At 73.1% G+C, this 20086-nt stretch carries 17 protein-coding genes and 1 pseudogene; 8 read left to right on the top strand and 10 right to left on the bottom strand.

All coding sequences use genetic code 11. The features are described from left to right. The first annotated feature begins 20 nt into the window (after nt 1-20). Nucleotides 21-1142 carry a hypothetical protein gene (locus BX266_RS10315; protein WP_099898680.1) on the top strand — a complete coding sequence of 374 codons (1122 nt, stop codon included), beginning with the start codon at nt 21-23 and terminating at the stop codon, nt 1140-1142. On the opposite strand, the gene BX266_RS10310 is transcribed toward BX266_RS10315, so the two are convergent. The 9 genes from BX266_RS10310 to BX266_RS10270 all read right to left on the bottom strand — a co-directional run bounded on the left by BX266_RS10310 (nt 1131) and on the right by BX266_RS10270 (nt 12139). Next, nucleotides 1131-2348 carry a type III PLP-dependent enzyme gene (locus tag BX266_RS10310; RefSeq protein WP_099898678.1) on the bottom strand — a complete coding sequence of 406 codons (1218 nt, stop codon included), beginning with the start codon at nt 2346-2348 and terminating at the stop codon, nt 1131-1133. The genes BX266_RS10315 and BX266_RS10310 overlap by 12 nt on opposite strands. Further along, nucleotides 2345-4069 (bottom strand): IucA/IucC family siderophore biosynthesis protein, encoded by a 1725-nt coding sequence (locus tag BX266_RS10305; RefSeq protein WP_099898676.1) that lies wholly within the window; start codon nt 4067-4069, stop codon nt 2345-2347. The genes BX266_RS10310 and BX266_RS10305 overlap by 4 nt, the downstream gene beginning before the upstream one ends. After that, nucleotides 4066-5259 (bottom strand): MFS transporter, encoded by a 1194-nt coding sequence (locus BX266_RS10300; RefSeq protein WP_099898674.1) that lies wholly within the window; start codon nt 5257-5259, stop codon nt 4066-4068. The genes BX266_RS10305 and BX266_RS10300 overlap by 4 nt, the downstream gene beginning before the upstream one ends. Beyond that, nucleotides 5256-6926, bottom strand: coding sequence for an IucA/IucC family protein (locus tag BX266_RS10295; RefSeq protein WP_259464634.1), 1671 nt, complete (start codon nt 6924-6926; stop codon nt 5256-5258). Before BX266_RS10295 ends, BX266_RS10300 begins: the two co-directional genes overlap by 4 nt. After that, nucleotides 6923-8119, bottom strand: a complete 1197-nt coding sequence (locus tag BX266_RS10290) for an acetyl-CoA carboxylase biotin carboxylase subunit family protein (protein WP_099898672.1) — start codon at nt 8117-8119, stop codon at nt 6923-6925. The genes BX266_RS10295 and BX266_RS10290 overlap by 4 nt, the downstream gene beginning before the upstream one ends. A gap of 38 nt (nt 8120-8157) precedes the next feature. After that, nucleotides 8158-9153, bottom strand: coding sequence for an ABC transporter substrate-binding protein (locus tag BX266_RS10285; RefSeq protein ID WP_099898670.1), 996 nt, complete (start codon nt 9151-9153; stop codon nt 8158-8160). 129 nt (nt 9154-9282) lie between these two features. Next, nucleotides 9283-10080: an ABC transporter ATP-binding protein gene (locus BX266_RS10280; RefSeq protein WP_099898668.1), complete on the bottom strand. Its 798-nt coding sequence runs from the start codon at nt 10078-10080 to the stop codon at nt 9283-9285. After that, nucleotides 10077-11144, bottom strand: a complete 1068-nt coding sequence (locus BX266_RS10275) for an iron chelate uptake ABC transporter family permease subunit (protein WP_099898666.1) — start codon at nt 11142-11144, stop codon at nt 10077-10079. The genes BX266_RS10280 and BX266_RS10275 overlap by 4 nt, the downstream gene beginning before the upstream one ends. Further along, nucleotides 11141-12139, bottom strand: a complete 999-nt coding sequence (locus tag BX266_RS10270) for an iron ABC transporter permease (RefSeq protein WP_099907648.1) — start codon at nt 12137-12139, stop codon at nt 11141-11143. Before BX266_RS10270 ends, BX266_RS10275 begins: the two co-directional genes overlap by 4 nt. A gap of 130 nt (nt 12140-12269) precedes the next feature. Here BX266_RS10270 and BX266_RS10265 point away from each other — a divergent pair, with 130 nt between their 5' ends. Next, nucleotides 12270-13049, top strand: coding sequence for a (2Fe-2S)-binding protein (locus BX266_RS10265; RefSeq protein WP_107490717.1), 780 nt, complete (start codon nt 12270-12272; stop codon nt 13047-13049). A 689-nt stretch (nt 13050-13738) separates the two neighbouring features. Here BX266_RS10265 and BX266_RS10255 read toward each other — a convergent pair. Then, nucleotides 13739-13951: a hypothetical protein gene (locus BX266_RS10255; RefSeq protein WP_143686900.1), complete on the bottom strand. Its 213-nt coding sequence runs from the start codon at nt 13949-13951 to the stop codon at nt 13739-13741. A gap of 281 nt (nt 13952-14232) precedes the next feature. On the opposite strand from BX266_RS10255, the gene BX266_RS10245 reads away from it, so the two are divergent. The 6 genes and pseudogenes from BX266_RS10245 (at nt 14233) to BX266_RS10225 (ending at nt 19816) form a co-directional block, all read left to right on the top strand. Continuing rightward, the gene (locus BX266_RS10245) at nt 14233-14799 is read left to right on the top strand and encodes a hypothetical protein (RefSeq protein ID WP_099898659.1); all 567 of its coding nucleotides are present in this window, start codon (nt 14233-14235) and stop codon (nt 14797-14799) included. Nucleotides 14800-14953: 154 nt separating this feature from the next. Next, a pseudogene (locus tag BX266_RS10240) lies at nt 14954-15751 on the top strand (Tat pathway signal sequence domain protein); the annotation flags it as partial. Next, nucleotides 15731-16141, top strand: coding sequence for a carbohydrate-binding protein (locus tag BX266_RS38465; RefSeq protein ID WP_180290802.1), 411 nt, complete (start codon nt 15731-15733; stop codon nt 16139-16141). The pseudogene BX266_RS10240 and the gene BX266_RS38465, both read left to right, overlap by 21 nt. A gap of 368 nt (nt 16142-16509) precedes the next feature. Next, the gene (locus BX266_RS10235; protein ID WP_143686899.1) at nt 16510-17145 is read left to right on the top strand and encodes a hypothetical protein; all 636 of its coding nucleotides are present in this window, start codon (nt 16510-16512) and stop codon (nt 17143-17145) included. 504 nt (nt 17146-17649) lie between these two features. After that, complete coding sequence (locus tag BX266_RS38460; RefSeq protein WP_180290439.1) at nt 17650-17811, top strand: hypothetical protein; 162 nt, start codon at nt 17650-17652, stop codon at nt 17809-17811. 637 nt (nt 17812-18448) lie between these two features. After that, nucleotides 18449-19816 carry a VCBS repeat-containing protein gene (locus BX266_RS10225; RefSeq protein WP_099898653.1) on the top strand — a complete coding sequence of 456 codons (1368 nt, stop codon included), beginning with the start codon at nt 18449-18451 and terminating at the stop codon, nt 19814-19816. Nucleotides 19817-20086: the final 270 nt, after the last annotated feature.

The following is a 20086-nucleotide window of genomic DNA, read 5'->3' as shown; positions in this document are numbered from 1 at the left end:
ATCCGACGGGGGAGCTCTCCATGGTGGACTTCGACACGCTGGCCCGGTTCGACGCCGGCAGCCTGGACCGGTTCGTCACGGCGTGGACACAGGTGCTGGCCCGACTGACCGAGGTCGACGCGGGGTTCGAGGGCAGCGTCAACGTCCCGCTCCGGTCCGGCGAGTGGACCGGCAAGGACGCCGACGCCGCGAAGGGGCACTGCAACCGGGTCTCCGTCGACCTCGGGGCGGTCGGCAAGGAGGTGGCCGGGCTGATCCGGTTCGCCGGCAAGATGGCGGGCGGCGGAGAGGAGGGCTTCCGGGGGCTCCGCGCCCTCTCCGAACGGGCCAGGGAGCTGCAGTCCCTGGCTGCCCAGTGGCAGCTGGCCATCGGGCCGGACGGAACGGTCACCGACACCGACCCGCGGCCGGCCGACCCGAACCCGGACGCTGCGGAGAACGCCCGCCTGAACGACCGGCTGCGGGTGATCTCGGCGATCCGGTCGGAAGCCCCACAGCTCCTGAAGGAGGCCGGGGAGAGCGACCAGTGGTTCGCCGACGGCCTGAAGGTGGCGTTCGGCACCGAGCGCAACTTCGAGACCGAGGACCGGAACTTCCGCGGTCTCGACCCCGGCCTCCGCGACTACAGGACCGAGGCGACGCTCAAGGCCGCGGAGGAGTACCTGCGGTACAAGAACGGCTACTCCGAAGCCGCCGACCTGCTGAAGCACTGGCTGGGCGCCGGCGGCGCCCCCTACCAGGTCGACCCGGGCAAGATGCTGAAGGACATGCCCAGCACCTTCGGCAAGGACCTGAACACCACCCTCGACGAGCTGCGGAAGCACCCGGACGGCCCGATCAGCACCAAGTGGCTCCCGTCGAAGCCGGACGCGAGCAAGGACCCGGGCGCGGCCAACTGGTACTACGGCCTCAACCACTTCCAGTACCGGGTGGTCGGCGAGAAGCGCAACGGCACCATCACCTACCACGTCGAGGTCCAGAAGCGCTACGACTGGGGCATCCCCAGCGAGCACCGCAGCAACCTGCACGAGACCCAGCTCGTCAACCTCGAACAGGCCGACATCGCCCGCCTCAACGCCACCGGCCAGGCCCGCGACTTCGACGTCACCGGCTCCACCGGCCCGCTCACCTCACCCGGCTGAGCCCGCCCGGGCACCCAGGTAGTGGAAGACCGGGGCGGGGTGCATCAGGAACGCGTGGTGCGAGATGTTCCAGGCGTACGCGCCGGCCATCGCGAACAGCAGCCGGTCGCCGGCCCGCAGTCCGGCGACCGGCGTCCGCGCGGCCAACACGTCCTTCGGCGTGCAGAGTTGACCGGAGACGGTGACCGGCGCGGCGGTGACGCCGGGGCGCGGCCACGGGTGCGGCCAGTGGTCGACGGGCAGCACGGTGAACGGCTGGGCGTGGCCGCGGGTCGCGGGGGTGCGCAGGTGGTGGGTGCCGCCGCGGACGACCGCGAAGGCCTCGCCGTGACTGTGCTTCAGGTCCAGCACCTCGGTGACGTACCAGCCGCAGTACGCGGTCAGCGCCCGCCCGGGCTCGATCCGGAGCGTCAAGGCCGGGTGCCGGCCCAGCAGTTCGGCGAGGCCCCGGCCGAAGGAAGCCCAGTCGAAGCGGGCCTCGGGGTCGGCGTAGTCGACGGCCATCCCGCCGCCGACGTTCACCTCCGCCAGCGGCAGGCCGTGCCGGGCGGCGAGCGCCGCCGACCACTCGACGACCCGTTCGGCGACCCGCAGCTGCTCGGCGGCGGCCAGACCGCTGGCCAGGTGGGCGTGGATGCCGCGCAGGCGCAGGTGCTCGAAGCCGGGGGAGGCCAGCAGGGCGAGGCAGTCCTCGATCCGCTCGGGGTCCATGCCGAACGGGGAGGGGCGGCCGCCCATGGCGAGGGCGACGCCGTCCAGCGCGCCGTCGCCGACCGGCAGGTTGACCCGCAGCAGGACGTCCACCGGACGCCCGGCCGCCGCGGCGAGCTCCCGCAGCTCGCGTTCGCTCTCCACGTGCCAGCGCCGGACGGCGGGCTCCCGGAGCGCCGCGGCGATCTCCTCCGCGGACTTGCCGGGGCCGCCGAAGGCCAGCGGCGCCTCCGGTACGGCCGCGTGCACGTGGGCCAGCTCGCCGCCGGAGGACACCTCGTAGCCGTCCACGATGCCGTGCAGCGCGGTCAGCAGCGGGGCCTCCGGGTTGGCCTTGGCGGCGTAGTACAGCTCCACCCGTTCGGGCAGCGCGGCCCGGACCTCCCGGGCGTGCGCCCGCAGCGCCGCCACGTCGTAGACGTAGGCCGGGAGTTCGGGCAGCTCGGCGGCCAGCGCCGGGACCTCCGGGACACCGTTGACGGCGGGGGCGTTCACACGTACTCCTCGGCGGGGGCCGGGGCGCACGCCCCGGCCGGGATCGACAGCGGCGAGGCCAGCGGGACGTAGCCGGCCTCGCGGTCCGGGCGCCGGGTCCAGCGGGTGAGCAGGTTGGCCTTGGCGGGCAGCGGGACGCCGGCGAGCAGCGCGGCCAGCCGCGGCGGGCAGCCGTGCGCGGCGGCGTACTCGCCGAGCACGGTGCGGACCTCCGCCCACAGCTCGGCCTCCTGCTCGGGGTGCCGGTCGGCGAGCGCGGCGAGCACCTCGGCGAGGTGGTTGACCAGCAGGCAGTAGACCACCCGGTCCCAGCCGCGCTGGGCGTCGTAGGTCATCGGGCGGGCGGTGTCGGCGGGCAGCGCGGCGAGCGCACCGGCGTGGTGCTCGGGCAGCAGCTTGGTGCCCTCCAGGTCGCGGAACAGCACCTGGGCGGGCCGCCCGTCCGCGTCCACGCAGATCAGCACGTTCTGCAGGTGCGGTTCGAGCACGATGCCGTGGTCGAAGTACGCGGCGAGCACCGGCGGGACGAGCAGCCGCAGGTAGGCGGCCCACCAGTCGCGGTCGGCGGCGGCGTCGCGGTCGGCGAGCAGCGCGGAGACCTGGGCCGGGCTGGTGGGGTGCTCGTCGGCGACGGCGGCGGCCAGCAGCGGGGTGAGGCCGGGCCGGACCACCCGGTCCAGGCCGTCCCGGACGATCAGCCCGAAGCCCTCGAACAGTGCGAGGTCGGGGGCGCCGTCCGGGCCGGGAAGCGCCAGCGTGCGGAAGGCCGGCTCGCGCAGCATCGCCGCGTCCGGGAAGCGCTCCGCGAGGTCGGCGAGCGGCGCCGCCAGCAGCCGGGTCAGGGTGACGGCGCCGGTCAGCTCGTAGGCGGAGTTCTTCCGCAGGCAGTTGGTGATCCGCACGTTCAGGCTGAACTTGAGGAACGCGCCCGCGCCGTACAGGGTGCGCACCGAGGCGGTGGCGGCGTAGGGCTCGCCGCCCTCGCCGAGGTCGAGGACGTCCCCGCGCTCCAGCGCGGCCGTCAACAGCGGGTGGTCGGCCAGGAGCCGGTACTGCCAGGGGTGCGCGGGCAGCAGGGTGTAGCCCGCGGGGACGGGGCGAAGCGCGTCCAGGTGGGCGAGCGCGGCGGGGTCGGCGGTGTCCTGCGCAAGGTACTCGGTGCGGACGGCGAGGTGCCGCAGCCGGAACGAGGCGCGTGCCTCGGGGGCGTAGTCGGACCACGAACCACGGGCGGCGGAGCGGGACTTGGGTGCGGGATGGAAGCGGTGGCCGAACAGCAGGGCCTGCTCGGACTCCAGGTACGGGTCGGTCCCGGCGGCGGGGCGCGCGGCCAGTGCGGCGGCCGTGCCCCGGTGGCTGGAGGCGACCTGGTCGAGGAACTCCTCGTTGGCGACGCCGGTGCGCAGGGTGAGCTCGGCCCGGATGTGTTCGGCCAGCTCGCGCCAGTCCAACTCCCGCCAGCCGTCCGGGGTCCGCTCGTGCACCGGGCCGGTGAAGCGGTGCGCGCCGAGCAGTGAGGTGCGGCGCAGCGCGGCCCGGAGCAGCACGCCCCGGCGGGGCAGGCGCAGCAGCAGGGCGCCGTCGCTGACGGCGGTCTGGTGCTCGGGCCCGGAGACCTCCCGGAGCAGGCAGTTGAGCAGGGTGTGGGCGACGGCGTGCTCGGCGGTGGGCAGGCGGTCCGGGCCCGCCGCCGGGCGACGGCGGTCGGTCGGCACGGTCATCGGGGGCTCCAGCGGGTCGACAGGACGAGGATGGCGGCGAGCGCGGCCGCGGCGGTGCCGGCGAGCACGGGGGCGGTCGGGCCGAAGGCGCTGTTGACCAGCGCCGCGGCGCCGCCGGCGGCCACCGCGCCGCCCTTGGAGACCAGCTCCAGGGTGCCGAACATCCGCCCGGGCGGCCGCCCTTCGGCGGCGGCCGCGGCGAGCACGGACAGGCAGACCAGCCCGAGGGTGAGGCCGGCGCCGAGGACGGCCCGGGCCAGCACGAACGCGGCCAGGCCGTGCGCGGCGCCGTGTCCGGCCAGGCCCAGTCCGACCAGCACGAACGCGCCGAACAGGCCGGTGCGCGGCCGGTGCCGGACCAGGTGGTGCACCCGGCCGGCGGTCAGCAGGTACACCAGGTGCGGCAGTGCGAACAGCGCCCCGGCGGTGGTGCCGGAGACGCCGGGCAGCCGCTGCTCGACCAGGGCGATCAGGTAGGGGAAGGAGACGATGGTGGCGAAGACGAAGGCGAACTCGAAGAGGTACAGCAGCCGGATCGGCGACGCGGCCGGCGCGGGGCCGGTGGCGGCGGCCGCGGCCGGCGGCCGCTCCGGTTCGGGCAGGAACGCCAGCAGCGCGGCGGCGGCCAGCGGCAGCACCGCCATCAGCAGGTACTGCCGGTGCGGGCCGATCCACGGGGAGAGCGCGCCGACCAGGATCGGCGCGGCGACCAGCGAGGCGCGGGCGCTGCCCTGCATCAGGGTGAGCGCGCGGGACAGCTCGGTGCCGCGCAGCGCCGCCCCGAGGTAGCCGTTGGTGGCGGCGAAGGTGCCGCCGAGGAAGCCCTGGAGCACCAGGGCGGCGGTGAACCCGACCAGCGAGTCCGCCGCGCCCGCGAGCAGGAACGAGACGGTGAGCCCGAGTTGGGCGCGCAGCAGCAGCCGCTTGCGCCCGAACCGGTCGGCCAGCCGGCCCCAGAACGGGGCGCCGAGCGCGCTGAACACCGTCGGCACGATGTACAGCAGGCCGGCCCAGTGCCCGTTCCGGTCGCCGAGGGTGGGCAGGATCTCGGTCAGGTACGGCGGCAGGCCGAGCGCCGCGAACGAGGCGACGAAGTAGCAGGCGGCCACGCCGTGCACCTGGCGGCGGTCCAGCCCGCCGACCGGCCGACCGGCGGTGGCCGGGCGGCGCCGCAGCGCTTCGGTGCTCATGAACGCCCCGCGCGGAGCAGGTAGTTGGGGCCGCTGGTGTAGTGCTTGTTGATGTCGGCCGCCCCCGAGCGGTCCTTGGCCAGCAGGGTCCCCGCGGTCACCATCGCCTTGACCGGCAGCCGCGGCGCGTCCAGCAGGTCGGTGCGCAGCGGCTCGCCCACCGGGCCGAGCCGGTCCGCGGCCGCGGCCAGGGTGTCGCGCAACAGGCCGAGGGTGTCCGCGAGTTCGGCCCGGCCGTGGTCGGCGAGGCCGAACGCCAGCGAGGCGGTGCACAGGTGGACGGTGATGGTGGTGAACAGGTCGGTCAGCGGCCGGTCCCGGTCGCCGAAGATCCGCTCGTCGTCGAACAGGCGGCGGTGGTGCGCGAGTTCACCGAGCCGGGCGGTGTTGATCCGGGGCCCGTCGTTGTCCTTGTAGAGCAGCCGCAGCCGGGTGGCGCCGTCGGCGGTGTCCAGCACCAGCGAGGTGTTCTGCTGGTGCGACTCCAGCGCGATGCCGTAGCCGAACAGGGTGGCCTGCCAGTCGATCAGCAACTCCAGCAGCTCGCGGTACAGTGCGAGCACCGACCCGGCGTAGAACCGCTCCGCGAGGTGGTCGACCACCAGCCGGCCGCCCGGCGCGGGAGCCAGCAGCGCGGCCAGCGGCACGGTCACCGCCCCGTCCAGCCCGGCCGGGTAGCGGCGCAGCAGCACCGCCAGCAGTTCCTCGCCGGCGGCCTGCGCGTGGCACTGCTCGTCGGCGTGCAGGATCCGGGCGGCGAGCCGCGGTTCGCGCGCCAGGACGGCCTGCAGCAGCACCTGTCCGGCGGCCCCGTCGGCGAGCGTGCCCGGCTTGATGGTGCGCCGGTTGCGCTGCCCCAGGGTCGCGGTGGCGAGCGGCAGTTTGAGGTGCAGCGACGGGTCGTGGGCGACCGCGACGGTGCGCATCGACAGCGTCGGCAGCACCTCCAGGTACGGCTCCTCCGCCAGCACCGCGCCGGGCAGGTCCGGCAGCCGGTCCGCCGTCAGCGGGTGCACCGGAATGGTCAAGTAGGTTCCCTCGAAGCCGAGCTGACGTGCCGTCGGCCACCAGCGCGGCAGCGGCGCCACCCCGTGCACGTCCAGCTCACCGGCCGGCACGGCCAGCCAGCGCAGCTCGAACGACGGGTGGAACTCGGGCGCGTACGCCCGCAGTTGGCCCTCATCGAGGCCGGAGCGGCCGCGCGCGGTCGGGTACACCGGGTGGTCGAGGTAGGCGGCCAAGGTGTCGAAGGCCAGCGATGCGCCGAGACCGGACCACTGCGCCGGGTCCTTGCCGTACGCCTCGGCGAGCCGATCGTGCACGCCGTCCCGGACCCGCTCGTGCAACTCCATGGTGGCCAGGGTCTGCCGGCACTCCTCCGCGAACGCCAGGTGCCCGGGCCGGTCCAGCGGGTCGGCTTCGACGGCCAAGCGGTCCAGGATCTCCGGCAGGTCCCGCAGGACCCGGCCGTCGGCCTCCAGCAGCGGCAGCCGCGCTGCGTCCTCGCACTGGAAACCCTCGGCGACCACCGGCAACGCGAGCTCCCCACGTCGCAGCCACCGCCCGTCCGCGCGCCGCTCCGCCACGCCGCCGCTGCGCAGCCCGAGCACGTCCTCGCGCAGCAGCGCGCTCAGCACCCGCAACGTCAACTGCTCCGCCGCCGTCACGGGGTGAGCTCCCAGCGGTTGGCGGCGAGGAATGCGGCGACGGCGGTGTCCACCGCGTCCTGGCTCGGGCCGGTGGCCCACACCACGCCGAGGTAGTCGCGGTTGGTGCGGTACAGCTCGTGGCGCTCGCCGACCCGGCGCACCGGCCGGTAGGAGAGGGTCACCCCGTCGGCCTCCCGGTCGTACGGGCCGGGGGCGGCGGTCAGGGTGCCGGCCCGGTCGGCGAGGACGGCCTGGTTGCGGGCCCGCCGGTCGGTGCGCAGGCCCAGGTCGGCGGGCAGCCGTTCGCCGAGGTGGACGCGGAGCACCAGTTCGAACAGCGGGAGGTCGAGGATCTCGGCCAGCATCAGGTCGCACTGGTCGCCGATGGCGCGGTAGTTGACCTCGATGATCCGGGCCCGGCCGTCCGGCTGGACGACGAACTCGGTGTGGCAGGCGCCGAGCCCGACGCCGAGCGCGTCGAGCTGGGCGAGCACCTGCTCGGTGACGTCCTCCGGGTGCGCCGGGACGTAGGTGAGGACCTCCTCGATGAAGTCCGGCGGCGGGGAGAGCCTGGTCCGGAAGCCGCCGAGGACGTGCCGGGTGCGGCCGTCGCCGAGGGTCTCCAGGGTGTGCAGCTCGCCCGCCAGGAACTCCTCCACCACCAGCACCGCCCCGGGTCGCCGGGCGCGGATCTCCGCGCTGCGGTGGGCGAGTTCGGCCGGGTCGGCGACCAGCGACACGTCCTCGCTGGCCACCCCCTCGCGCGGCTTCAGCACGCACGGGAAGGGCACGTCCAGCTCCGCCGGGTCGGCGCCGGGCGGCAGTTCGGCGGAGCTGACCGCGTCCAGGCCGGTCAGCGCCAGGTGGCGGCGGAGCTGGCCCTTGTCCTTGGCGCGCAGTGCGGCCCGCCAGTCCTTGGCCGGCAGCCCGAAGTACTCGGCGGCCAGCGCGGTCTGCGTCTGCAGGTGGTCGCTGTTGCTGAACACCGCGTCGGGGGCGTCCCGTTGGGAGATGGTACTGATCACCGCGCGGAAGTCCCGGACGTCGCACTCGACCAGCTCCGGTCTGAACTCCCGGTCCGCGTAGGCCCGGCGGTGGTCCTCGACGCCGTCGGTGAGGACGGTGACCTCCAGTCCGAGCCGGGCGGCCGCCGGCAGGAAGCCGTCGGTGACCGAGTCGGTCGGGTTCAGGGCGAGCAGGTAGAGCCGCATGGTGATCAGTCCCCGATGCAAGTGGTGGGAGTGGGTGGTTACTTGGGGGCGTCGACGCCGGCGGCCCGGGCGATGTCGCCGAGCATCCGGTCAGCGGCCTGAACGCCGATGCCGGACATCCAGGTCTCGTCCGGCACGGTGAACACCTTGCTGTTCTTCACCGCGTTCAGGCCCTGCCAGACCGCGGTCTGCTGGACCTCGCCCTGCTTGGTCTTCGACGGGTCGTCGGAGGTGGTGACGAACACCAGGTCGGCGTCGGCCTGGTTGATCTGCTCGGGGCTGACCTCCAGCATCGCCTTGTCGACGTCGGGGGCCTTGATCGCGCGGGCCAGTCCGACGTCCTTGAGCACCACGCCGCTGAACGAGGCGTTCTGGTAGAGGCGGGTCGGGCCGGCCACGAAGCGGACCACGGACACGGTCGGCGCGGCCCCGTTGTACTTGGCCTTGATCTCCTCGCCGAGCTTCGCGGCCCGGGCCTCGTAGTCCGCCAGCGCCTTGGTCGCCTCGGCCTCCTTGCCCAGCGCCTGCGCGTAGAGCTTCAGGTTGGCCTTCCACGGCTCGCCGGTGGTCTCCGCCATCACGGTGGGGGCGATCGCGTTGAGCTTGTCGTAGACCTTCTCGTGGCGGACCTTGGAGGTGAGGATCAGGTCGGGCTTGAGGGAGGCGATCAGCTCCAGGTTCGGCTCGTTCATCGGGCCGACGTCCTTGGTGCCGTCGATCTTGCCCTTGAGGTACGCGGGGAAGCCGCCCTCGGTCTTCAGGTGCGGGGCGACTGCGCCGACCGGGGTGATGCCCAGCAGGGTGACGTCGTCCAGCTCGCCCGAGTCCAGCACCACGACCTTCCTCGGCTGCGCCTTGATCTCGGCGGTGCCCAGCGCGTGCTTGACGCTGCGCGGGAAGGCCGCGGCGCTGTCGCCCGCCGCCCGGCTCGCGGCCGGCTTGGCGTCCGAGGACGCCTCACTGCCGCAGGCGGCCAGCAGGGTGGTGGACAGGACGGCGGCGAGCACGGCGGCCGGAAGTCGACGGTTGATCATGTTTCAGTCCTTGCGGGAAGTGGGTCGTACCGGGGATGTGTGCGGGCTGGGTGTGTGCGGGCTGGGTGTGTTCGGGCAGGGCTCATCGCCCGGTGGCGCTCGGCGGCGCGACCGGAAGTCGGTGGGGTGTCAGCGGCGGGCCAGCGGCACGACCAGCGGGGTGCCGGTCTCCGGGTCGGGGATCACCCGGCAGGGCACCTGGAAGACCTGCTCGACCAGTTCGGCGGTGAGCACCTCGCCGGGCGGCCCGGCCGCGGCCAGTTCACCGTCGCCGAGCACCACCAGGTGGTCGGCGTAGCGGGCGGCCTGGCCGAGGTCGTGCAGCACCATCACCACCGTCCGGCCGGCGTCCCGGTGCAGGTCGGTGACCAGGTCCAGGACGTCCAACTGGTGCCGCAGGTCGAGGAAGGTGGTCGGTTCGTCCAGCAGCAGCAGGTCGGTGTCCTGGGCCAGCGCGAGCGCGATCCAGGCGCGCTGCCGCTGGCCGCCGGAGAGCTGGTCCACCGGGCGGTCGCGCAGCGCGTCGGTGCCGGTCCGGCGCAGCGCCTCCTCGACGGCCGCCTGGTCGGCGGCCGACCACGGGGTGAGCATCCGCTGGTGCGGGTAGCGGCCCAGGCGGACCAGCGCCTCCACGGTGACCGCCTCCGGGGTGACCGGCTGCTGCGGCAGCAGGCCCATCCGGCGGGCCAGCGCCCGGGCGGGCATCCGGTGGATGTCGGCGCCGTCCAGGGTGACCGTGCCGGCCGCCGGGTCCAGCAGCCGGACCAGGCCGCGCAGCAGGGTGGACTTGCCGCAGGCGTTCGGCCCGACGATCGCGGTGACGGCGCCGCCGGGCAGCTCCAGGTCCAGGCCGCGGACGACCGGGCGGTCGCCGTAGCGCAGGTGCAGGCCGTGCGCGGCCAGGCGGTCCGCGGTGGCGGTGGTCATCGAGAACTCCTCTGCGGAAGTCGGCCCTGACGGATCATCAGCACCAGCAGCCAGGGCGCGCCGAGCGTCGCGGTGACGGCGCCGACCGGCAGGCCGTGCACCGGCAGCACGTGCAGGACGAGGTGGTCGGCGGCGAGCAGCAGCAGCGCGCCGGCCAGCGCGGTCAGGGTCAGCGTCGCCGGGGTCGGCGGGCCGGCCAGCAGCCGGACCAGGTGCGGCACGGCGAGCGCCACGAAGGCGACCGGCCCGGTCAGCGCGGCGGCCAGTGAGGCGAGCACCACGGCGAGCAGCAGCAGGCCCAGCCGGGTCCGGTGCGGGTCCAGGCCCAGCCCGCCGGCCGAGTCGTCACCCAGGTCCAGCACCGCGACCTGACGGTTCAGCAGGAACACGGCGGCGACGGCGGCCGCGATCGCCCCGCCCGCGCCCCAGACCTCGGGCCAACTGCGGCCGTACAGCGAGCCGGTGGTCCACTGCAGCGCCTGCCCGGCCAGCTCCGCCGGGAAGCGGACGATCATCAGGTTGACCGCCGCCGCCAGGCCCGACTGCACCGCCAGGCCGACCAGCACCAGCCGGGTCACGGCCATCCGCGAGCGCCACGCGAACGCGCCGAGCAGCGCGGCGGCCAGCAGGCCGCCGCCGAGCGCGGCCACCGGGGTGAGCGCCTGAGAGGCGCCGGTGGCCAGCAGCAGCACCGCGCCGAACGAGGCGCCGCCGGTCACGCCGATCACGTCGGGGGAGGCCAGCGGGTTGCGGAACAGCCGCTGCAGCAGCGAGCCCGCCACGGCCAGGCCGGCGCCCGCGATCAGCGCCGAGAGCACCCGCGGCGCCCGGAACTCCCGGACCACCAGCACGTCGGCGTCCGAGCCGAACCCGAACAGCGCGCGCAGCGCGTCCGGCAGCGGGATCCGCACCTGGCCGGTGGACAGCGCCACCCCGGTCATCAGCACCAGCAGGGCGGCGGTCACCGCGACCAGCAGCAGGTTCCGGCGGCGGGCCCGGACGAGCGCCCGCGACCCCGACGTCCGCACCGGGTCGACGACCTGTTCTCGCGTCAGCAGCGTCATCGGGCCGCCACCTTCCGGGCCAGCACGGCGAGCAGCGGCGCGCCGACGAAGGCGGTGACGATCCCGACCTCGATCTCGGACGGCCGCACCACCAGGCGGCCCAGCACGTCGGCGGCCAGCAGCAGCACCGGTCCGGCGATCAGGCAGCCCGGCACCAGCAGCCGGTGGTCGTTGCCCAGCAGCGGGCGCACCAGGTGCGGGGCCGCCAGGCCGATGAACGCCACCGGGCCCGCCACCGCGACCGACCCGGCCGCCAGCAGCACCACCGCGAGCCCGCCCACCAGCCGGATCCGCGCCACCGGCACCCCGAGCGACTGCGCGGTCTCGTCGCCGAGCGCGAGCGCGTTCAGCGCGGGGGAGACCAGCAGGGCGAGGACCAGCCCGACCAGGATCAGCGGCAGCACCTGCCAGAGCGCGTCCAGGCTGCGGCCGCTGATCGAACCGGCCAGCCAGAACCGGGCCTCGTCCAGGGTGCGACGGCTGGCCAGCATCAGCGCCGACGTCCAGGACGCCAGCACCGCCGACAGCACGGTGCCGCCGAGCGCCAGCCGCACCGGGTCCAGGTCGCCCGAGCGGCGCGCCATGCCGTACGCGAGCAGTGCGGCGCAGGCCGCGCCCGCCACGGCGAACCAGACGAACTCCAGCGGGCGGGACAGGCCCAGCGCGAAGATCGCGGTGGCCACGGCGAAGCTCGCCCCCGCGTTGATGCCCAGCGTGGTCGGCGAGGCCAGCGGATTGCGGGTCACCCCCTGGGCGACCGCACCGGCCACGCCGAGCGCCGCGCCGACCGTCACCCCGATGACCGTCCGCGGCACCCGCAGGCCGACCACCACATCGGCGTCCCCGCCGTGCACCGCACCCGACAGGGCGTCAATCACCGTGGTCAGCGGGACGGAACGCGAGCCGAGGGCCAGGCTGAGCGCCGCGCACAGCAGCAGCGCACCGGCTCCGGCGGCCAGCAGCAGGGTTCGCCGCGCCGTCGCAGGTCGGGGCACCGGGGCGGTGGACGCCGGAGGTTCGATTCTGGGCACGGGACGAAAGTTTGGTGAGGCTTCCCTAAATTGGTCAAGCCCGGGGTGAGTATGTGTAAGGTAAGCCTCACCTCATCCCACGAGGGGGAACGCCTTGCTCCACCTGCCCTCCGGGCGTGCCCGCACCGTCGGGGAGACGGCCGAAACGTACCGTCAACTCGGCCGGATCTGCCCGGTGCTGACGGTCTCCCTGGTCGACGCCGCCCCGGTCGACGGCCAGGAGTGGGTCTCCGCCGACCGGCTCGCGTCCGCCGTCGAGCGACTGATCGACGCCGAGGCCGCCCGGATCCACCGCCGGCACGGCGTCACCCCGCGCCCGCACGTCGCCGCCTCCCGGCTGCTGCACCACTACCTGTGGACCAACTCCCTGCTGCTCAGCGGCATCTGGTACCTGGAACGCCGGATCCCGGTCCTCCCCGCCCGGCACCTGTGGATCGCCGCCGGGACCGGCGACTTCGCCCTCCGCCCCGGCGACTGGGCACTCGGCGACGAAGCCGCCCTGCGCGATGCCGTCGCCGCCCACCTGGGCCCCGTCCTCGCCGCCTTCCAGCCCCACGTCCGCCGCGGCCCCCGCGCCCTGTGGGGCATGGCCACCGACGACCTGGTGTCCGGCCTCTGGTACCTCGGCCGCATGCTCGACCAGGAGGACCGCGCCGTCGCCGTCGCCACCGCCCTGCTCGACACCGGCGCCCCGCCCTGGACCGGACCCGCCGGCTTCCGCCGCGAGAACCACACCTGGACCCGCACCCGCCAGGGCTGCTGCCTCTACTACGCGGTGGACCCCGCCAACCCCTGCGGCACCTGCCCCCGCCGTACCCCGGCCGCTCGGCCGACCGGCACCCCGGCGGGCGCTCCCCGCAGGGCGGCGACCTGACGCCCGGTGAGCCGACGGACCATCAGGACCGCCAGCACCGCCGTCACCGGCCCGACGACCAGGCCCCCCACCAGGCGTTGACGAACCAGCCCCCGACCGCGAACCCCCGGGGCGTACCTGTGGGTGCCGGGTGTGAGCACCTCGGCATTGCGCCGGCATCGCCGGAACCACACCAGGAAGGTCGCAACCGTGGCGACGAACACCACGGCATCGCCGCCGCGCCGGGGTGGGCGGGGGTTCGTCCGGCGGCGGAGGACTGGCCGGTGAGCGTAGAACCGCGCTGATGCTCCGTCAAGACAGCGCGGCCCGCCAGGTTTCCGGTTGGTGCAGACCATTGACGCCTTGATTTCGGGTCGCTAGCTTTTGGCCCTTAGGAAACCTTCCTTACTATTCAAACGGGCCTGCCGAACCGGCCCGCTTCGGCCTGCGGAGCCCCCGGGCTCCGGTCGGCCACCTCGCTCATTCCTCACCCCCCAGTGAAGGAACCGATCTCCCATGTCCCGACCCGTCCCTGCCCGCAGACTGCTCACGGCGCCACTGTCTGCCGCCCTCCCCGCAGCTGCGCCCGCCGTGGTCGCGGCGGCACCCGCCCACGCCGCGGGCGGCGCGTTCGCGGCGCCGTACCTGGAGATCGACAGCTCCACGGCCGGCGACCTGGCCGCTGACCTGAGTGCCAGCGGCGACAAGTTCTACACGCCGGCGTTCCTGACGCCGAAGTCCGGCTGCACCCCGATGTGGGAGAGGGGCGGCGATCCGGTCGGGGCGTTCAAGTCCCAGATCGGATCGCTGCAGTCGGCCGGCGGCAACGTCATCATCTCCTTCGGCGGCGCCGCCGACGGCGAACTGGCGCAGACCTGCAGCTCGGTGGCCGGCCTCACCGCGGCGTACGCCGGTGTGGTCAACACCTACAGTGTGACCCGCCTGGACTTCGACATCGAGGGCTCCGTCCTGGACGACGCCGTCTCCAACGCTCGCCGCGACCAGGCGCTGGCCGCCCTCCAGGCGCAGTACCCGAACGTCCAGGTCGACTTCACCCTGCCGGTGGACCCCGGCGGCCTCATCATGACGATGGACTTCGGCGACGGGCAGAACGCCCTGAACGACGCCGAGTCCGCCGCGAACGGCACCGGCCCCGCAGCTGGCTTCGCTCTACGGCATCACCACTGCGCAGGCCTACAACCGCATGGGCCTGACCCCGATCGCCGGCCAGAACGACGACAGCGAGTTCTTCAGCCAGTCCAACGCCCGGACCCTGGAGACCTTCGCGGCGTCCAAGGGCGTCCAGGAGTTGTCGTTCTGGGAGGTCAACGGCTACGACAAGCCGCTGAACTACGCCTACTCGAAGATCTTCCAGAAGATTACCACCGGCTCTATTGCCAACGACTTCTCGGTGACGCTGTCGCCGACCTCGGGGAGTGTGAAGGCTGGTTCGTCGGCGACCATCGCCGTCTCCACTGCGGTGGCGTCGGGTTCGGCGCAGTCGGTGGCACTGTCGGTCTCGGGTCTGCCGGCGGGGGCGGGCGCCTCGTTCAGCCCCGCCGCGGTGAACGCCGGCAGCGGTAGCACCCTCACCGTCACCACCGGCTCCAGCGGCGCCTGCAACGCCGCCTGGAACTCCACCACCGCCTGCGTCCCCCACGACCAGGTCTCCTACGCAGGCCACAACTACACCGCCCTCTACTGGAGCACCGGCGTCACTCCCGGCACCCCCATCGCCTGGAACATCTGGCAGGACAACGGCACCTGCTGACCGCCGTCCGGACACCGCGCCCCCACCCCGGAACCCCCTGCCCGGAGCAGGAACCGCCCGACCGTCCTGTCAGCCGCACCGCCGCAGCGCGCCGCACCCGCCGGGCCCGCGGCGCGAGCCGCACCGCACTCTCCTCCGACCCTGTGGAGTCCCCATGAACAGGCCGTCCCGTCGTACCGTCCTCGGCGCCGCCCTCACCGCCGCCGCCACCACCGCACTGCCCCGCACCACCGCCTCGGCCGCAACCCTGAGCGTCTCCAGCTGGCAGCAGCGCTGGTCGCCGTCGGCTGCCGTCGACGGCCTCGCCGCCTTCGAGACCGTCGAGGACGACCGCGCCGACTCCCACCCGGCCGGCGCCCCGCACATCCGCGTCGAGGGCGACAACTTCCGCTGGAACATGCACATGGTCGACCGCGACACCTCCACCGACCGACAGCGCCACGAGGTCACCGGCATGCGGACCCCGGCCGGCGGCGCCTACCTCCAGTGGCTGCCCGGCGAGACCTGGCGGACCACCTACTCGGTGTACATCCCGTCCTCGCTGAAGGCGACCACCACCTTCACCCACATCATGCAGATGAAGGAGCCGGGCGCCGGTTCCTCGCCGATCGTGGTCCAGTCGCTCCGCCGGGTGGGCACCGCGCAGACCATCGAGCTCCAACTCCCGGTCAGCGGTGTCTCGGTGGGAAGCACCAGCCTGGACCCCCTGCACGACCGGTGGGTCGACGTGGACTTCCAGATCAAGGTGGGGGACGGTGCCTCGGGATCGGTCCGCTGGGTCCTGCGCAGCGCCGGCACCACGCTGATCGATGTCACGAAGAACGGCGTCGACACGTTCCTCGCCGACCGGGTGCGGCCCAAGTGGGGCATCTACCGCTCACTCGGGGACACCTCCGGCTCCCTCCAGGACTGCTACCTGCTGACCACCGGGATGCGCGGCTATCAGCTGGTCTCCGGCAGCTCCGGCGTCTACCAGGCCGAGGAGGCCCGGATCTCGCAGGGCGTGGTCGAGAACAACCACACCGGCTACAGCGGCACCGGGTTCGTCAACCTCGCCAACACCGCGGGCAGTTACGCCGAGTGGACGATCCAGTCCGGCAGTGCGGCCGGCGCCACCCTCGACCTGCGCTACGCCAACGGCACCACCGTGGACCGGCCGATGGACATCGCCGTCAACGGCACCCGGGTCGCCACCGGACGGTCCTTCCCGCCCACCGCGAACTGGGACACCTGGGCGACCACCTCGCTCCCGATCACCCTCAAGGCCGGCGCCAACACCGTCCGCGCCACCTCCACCACCGCGGACGGCGGCCCCAACCTCGACAGGATCACCATCCACTGACGGCGGCTCCCCGCCTGCAGGTCGTAGTAGAGCTCTCACATGCCTCTGAGCTGCGAGAATGCACCCCTCAAGAAAGAGCGTCTCAAACCAGTGCAGACGGGACGGCCCTGAGGAGGAGATGCGGCAAGAAGTGCTGAGCGACGCCGAGTAGGCCATGGCCGGCCGAGTTCGGGCGGTCGCTCCGGCAGAGTTCGTCGCCGGCCTGTCTGCCGCTGGTCGTTCGCGGTTCTGCCGGGCCCATGGGTGCTTCGGGGGCGGGGAAGTTCTCCCGGCGCCCTCCCAAAGGCTTGTGGGGATGAGGTCAGAGCCAGCCGCGCTGGGCGGCCTTGATGCCGGCTTCGAAGCGGCTGCTGGCGTTGAGGCGTTCCATGGTGGAGGCCATGTGCCGGCCGACGGTGCGGGAGGAGAAGCGCGAGGCGTTGGCCCGCGGCGTCGTCGGTGAGGCCGGTGGAGGGGTCTTCGGGGGTGGTGGAGCCGAGGGGGACGGCGGTGTTCCACACCTGGTCGAACAGGTCGAACAGGTCGAGCAGGGAGGGCAGGATGCCGGGCTCAGTGACGTACGGGGTGCCCTTGCAGACCGGGACCAGGGCCTCGCGGAGGTCGACGACGATCCGCTGCGGGACGGTGGGAGAGGTCCGCACCTCGCCGCCCCGGCTGCGCAGCCAGTGGGAGTAGGTGACGGTGTGCGGCTGGTGGCGAGCGGAGTCCTGGTAAAGCGTGCGCACGGCGATGCCGCGGGCGAGGACCCGGGCGCCGGAGGGGCGGGAGGCGTCGAGGTCCTCGGGGCGCTGGTTGCCGGGTTGGATGCTGATGACCTCGCGGGTGGTTTCGCGGCCCATGCGTTCCAGGCGGTGCAGGATGGCGTCCATGCCGAGCAGTCGCTCCCCGTGCTCGGAGCGGCGCTCGGCCCGGTCGGCGACCATGCGGGTGACGGCGGCGCGGGAGGCGGCCAGGGTGGCCTGGCGTTCGACGAGTTCGGCTTCATGGCGGGCCAGCAAGTCTGAGAGGCCGACCGAGGGGTCGACGGCGCGAATGCGGCCGGGGTGTTCGGCGAAGGCGCGGACCAGCATGAGGTTGCCGAGTTCGTCCAGGCTGTCGTGGACCTAGGTGGTGCCGAGCGCGCAGTGGACGGCGATCTCCTCGATGCCGTCGGCGGGTCGGTCGAGCAGTGCCCGGTAGACCCGGCCGGCCGTGGCCGTGAGTCCTGGAGCCTCCAGCATGGGCCCCTCATGTGGTGGTTCATGGGTGACTGGGGCGTTGGGGCATCTGCAGGCCTATGCCCGAAGGGCGCTCGCTCCCAATTATTGATAAGTCCATGACGGCTTGTCTGGTGTCGGACAGTCCGGTTGGCGACACCCGCAACCCCTTCCGAGGGGTTTTGGAACGGCGAAAGTAGAGATCGCCGCCAGGGAGAAGGAGAACCGAGCGGCAGCCGGAAGAGGGTCAACCGCGGGACGCCTCACCGGACCGACCACCCGATGCCCCGTCACATCCGAAGGACGACCGCCATGACCAGCACCCGAATCGCCAAGGCCGCCGCGGTCCTCACGGTCTCCCTGGGCGCCCTGCTCCTGACCCCCTCCGCCTCCGCCGCCGACACGACCACGGTCTCCACCACCTCCACCCCGCCCGCCACCATCACCACCGACAGCCTCGGCCGGGGCGGCTGACCGCGGATGGACATCGTCCCCGCCTCGCTGCGCCGCAAGAACGCCTCCGGGCGGCCCCGGAGCGGAGAAGCGGAAGAAGTCCGGGCCGCCCTGTGGGCGCACCAGAGCTGTTGACGCCATCCTGCACATCACCGTCCGCTGCGAGCCGGAGCAGGTCGACCTGCTGCTCTACCCGCCACCGGCCACCTCCCGGTCCAGGCCCCCTTCGAGGCCGGAACGAAGGACTCGCTGACCATCGCGTACGGCCTGATCACCCGCAGCCTCCAGGCATCGCCGATGCTGCGCCGGCGCTACCGGCCGCCGATCCCGCCCACCGCGCGCTGACCTGCTGCTGCACTGCACCGACCGCTGCTCCTGCAGGGCAGCTGTCCGCCGCCGATCCGGCGGCCATGATCACCGGGCGTACCTGCTCTGCTTCCCGGCGCCGCTGCACCGCAGCCCTTCCCGCGGACACCTGCCCGTCCGCTTGAGTTTCGCCCCGCCGGTCCGCGCCGATCCCGACCGCCGGCCTTGCAGCGCCCGACGTCCGAGCTCCGGCTGTTCCTGCAGGACAGCCGTCCGCCGACACCCCGCCGAGCCGCTCCGTGCGGCCGGCACACCACTCCTTCATCCAACCCGCCACGAGGGGAACTCCGTCATGCCTTCTTCCCGCAGCTCCAAGCTCGTCCGCCTCACCCTGGCGGCCGCCATCGCCGCCTCCGGTGCGATCGCCACCACCGCCCTCACCGTCGCCACTGCCACCACCGCCCACGCCGCGTCCTCCGTCGGCGGCCAGATCACCCGCGGCGAGGTCATCCAGCGCGCCCAGTACTGGCTCGGCAAGTCCATCACGTACAACCAGGGCGGCTCGTACCCCGACTCCTCCGGCCGCTCCTACCGCACCGACTGCGGCGGCTACATCGACATGGCCTGGCACCTCGCCGACGGCCCCAACACCCAGGGCCTCGCCAGCAGCACCTACACCACCGAGATCTCCCGCAGCGACCTCAAGGCCGGCGACATCCTCGACAGCTACTACGACCACGTCATCCTGTTCGAGAAGTGGGACGACTCCGCCCACACCACCTTCTCCTACTACTCCTTCGGCTCCACTCCCGTGAAGCACGTCACCGGCGTCTCCATCAACGCCGCCTACTTCGACTCGCACCCCAACGGTGACTACAAGGCCTACCGCTACAACAACATCGTCGACGACCCGGCCGCTCCGGCTCCGGCGCGTCCTGCGCGGACGGTGGTGGCTGATTTCAACGGTGACGGGAAGCTGGACGTGGCGGGGATCGACGCGAACAGCAACATGCGGTTGTACCCGGGTGATGGTGCGGGTCATGTCGGTGGGGGGAGCGACATGTTGGGGAGCACCGGGCTGTGGGCGAACTTCAAGGCGATCGCGGCGGGTGACTTCAACGGTGACGGCAGGCAGGACATCGCGGGGATCGACGCGAACGACAACCTGAACCTCTACACGGGTGACGGTGCCGGTCACCTGGGCGGTGGCGGCGCGATGCTCGGGACGAACGGCGCGTGGGCGAACTTCAAGGCGATCGCGGCGGGTGACTTCAACGGTGACGGCAGGCAGGACATCGCGGGGATCGACGCGAACAACAACCTGAACCTGTACACGGGTGACGGCGCCGGTCACCTGGGCGGTGGCGGCGCGATGCTCGGGACGAACGGCGCCTGGGCGAACTTCAAGGCGATCGCGGCAGGTGACTTCAACGGTGACGGCAGGCAGGACATCGCGGGGATCGACGCGAACAACAACCTGAACCTGTACACGGGTGACGGCGCCGGTCACCTGGGCGGTGGCGGCGCGATGCTCGGGACGAACGGCGCCTGGGCCAACTTCCGTTCGGTGATGGGCGGCGACCTCAACAGCGACGGCAAGCAGGACATCGCCGGGATCGACGCCAACAACGACCTCAAGCTCTACACCGGCGACGGCCAGGGCCACGTCAGCGGCGGCAGCGCCATGCTCCCCGGCAACGGCCTGTGGGCCGGCTTCTAGGAACTGCGCCACCGCACTGCGCGGTTCCGGCCTCGGAGCCCGTGCCTCTCCGCACGTCGCCCGAATCAGCTACTTCACGGTGCTTCGCCCCGCCGACCGACCGGTCGACGGGGCGAAGCAGTAGCCCCGACTGGCTGTCGGAGGATCTTCTCGGGCCCGGGGCGGACTTGCCGAGGTTCCGGTCGGGCGGCGATGAACATTTCGAAGCGGAACGAGGGGGTGGTCCGCCGCTGCCGGTGACGATGGCCACCAGCGGTTTCACGGTCCCGT

The organism is Streptomyces sp. TLI_171 (assembly GCF_003610255.1).
Lineage (GTDB): Bacteria > Actinomycetota > Actinomycetes > Streptomycetales > Streptomycetaceae > Kitasatospora.
The sequence above is the reverse complement of the archived record's forward strand: the minus strand, read 5'-3'. Positions and strand labels throughout refer to the sequence as shown.

What these genes read in the sequence shown, in the direction of transcription:
- BX266_RS10275 (WP_099898666.1), bottom strand. Translation starts at nt 11,144, where the DNA reads ATGACGCTGCTGACGCGAGAACAGGTCGTCGACCCGGTGCGGACGTCG.
- BX266_RS38460 (WP_180290439.1), top strand. Translation starts at nt 17,650, where the DNA reads ATGACCAGCACCCGAATCGCCAAGGCCGCCGCGGTCCTCACGGTCTCC.
- BX266_RS10245 (WP_099898659.1), top strand. Translation starts at nt 14,233, where the DNA reads ATGGGCCTGACCCCGATCGCCGGCCAGAACGACGACAGCGAGTTCTTC.
- BX266_RS38465 (WP_180290802.1), top strand. Translation starts at nt 15,731, where the DNA reads ATGCGCGGCTATCAGCTGGTCTCCGGCAGCTCCGGCGTCTACCAGGCC.
- BX266_RS10305 (WP_099898676.1), bottom strand. Translation starts at nt 4,069, where the DNA reads ATGACCGTGCCGACCGACCGCCGTCGCCCGGCGGCGGGCCCGGACCGC.
- BX266_RS10225 (WP_099898653.1), top strand. Translation starts at nt 18,449, where the DNA reads ATGCCTTCTTCCCGCAGCTCCAAGCTCGTCCGCCTCACCCTGGCGGCC.
- BX266_RS10290 (WP_099898672.1), bottom strand. Translation starts at nt 8,119, where the DNA reads ATGCGGCTCTACCTGCTCGCCCTGAACCCGACCGACTCGGTCACCGAC.
- BX266_RS10235 (WP_143686899.1), top strand. Translation starts at nt 16,510, where the DNA reads ATGGTGGAGGCCATGTGCCGGCCGACGGTGCGGGAGGAGAAGCGCGAG.
- BX266_RS10300 (WP_099898674.1), bottom strand. Translation starts at nt 5,259, where the DNA reads ATGAGCACCGAAGCGCTGCGGCGCCGCCCGGCCACCGCCGGTCGGCCG.
- BX266_RS10280 (WP_099898668.1), bottom strand. Translation starts at nt 10,080, where the DNA reads ATGACCACCGCCACCGCGGACCGCCTGGCCGCGCACGGCCTGCACCTG.
- BX266_RS10315 (WP_099898680.1), top strand. Translation starts at nt 21, where the DNA reads ATGGTGGACTTCGACACGCTGGCCCGGTTCGACGCCGGCAGCCTGGAC.
- BX266_RS10285 (WP_099898670.1), bottom strand. Translation starts at nt 9,153, where the DNA reads ATGATCAACCGTCGACTTCCGGCCGCCGTGCTCGCCGCCGTCCTGTCC.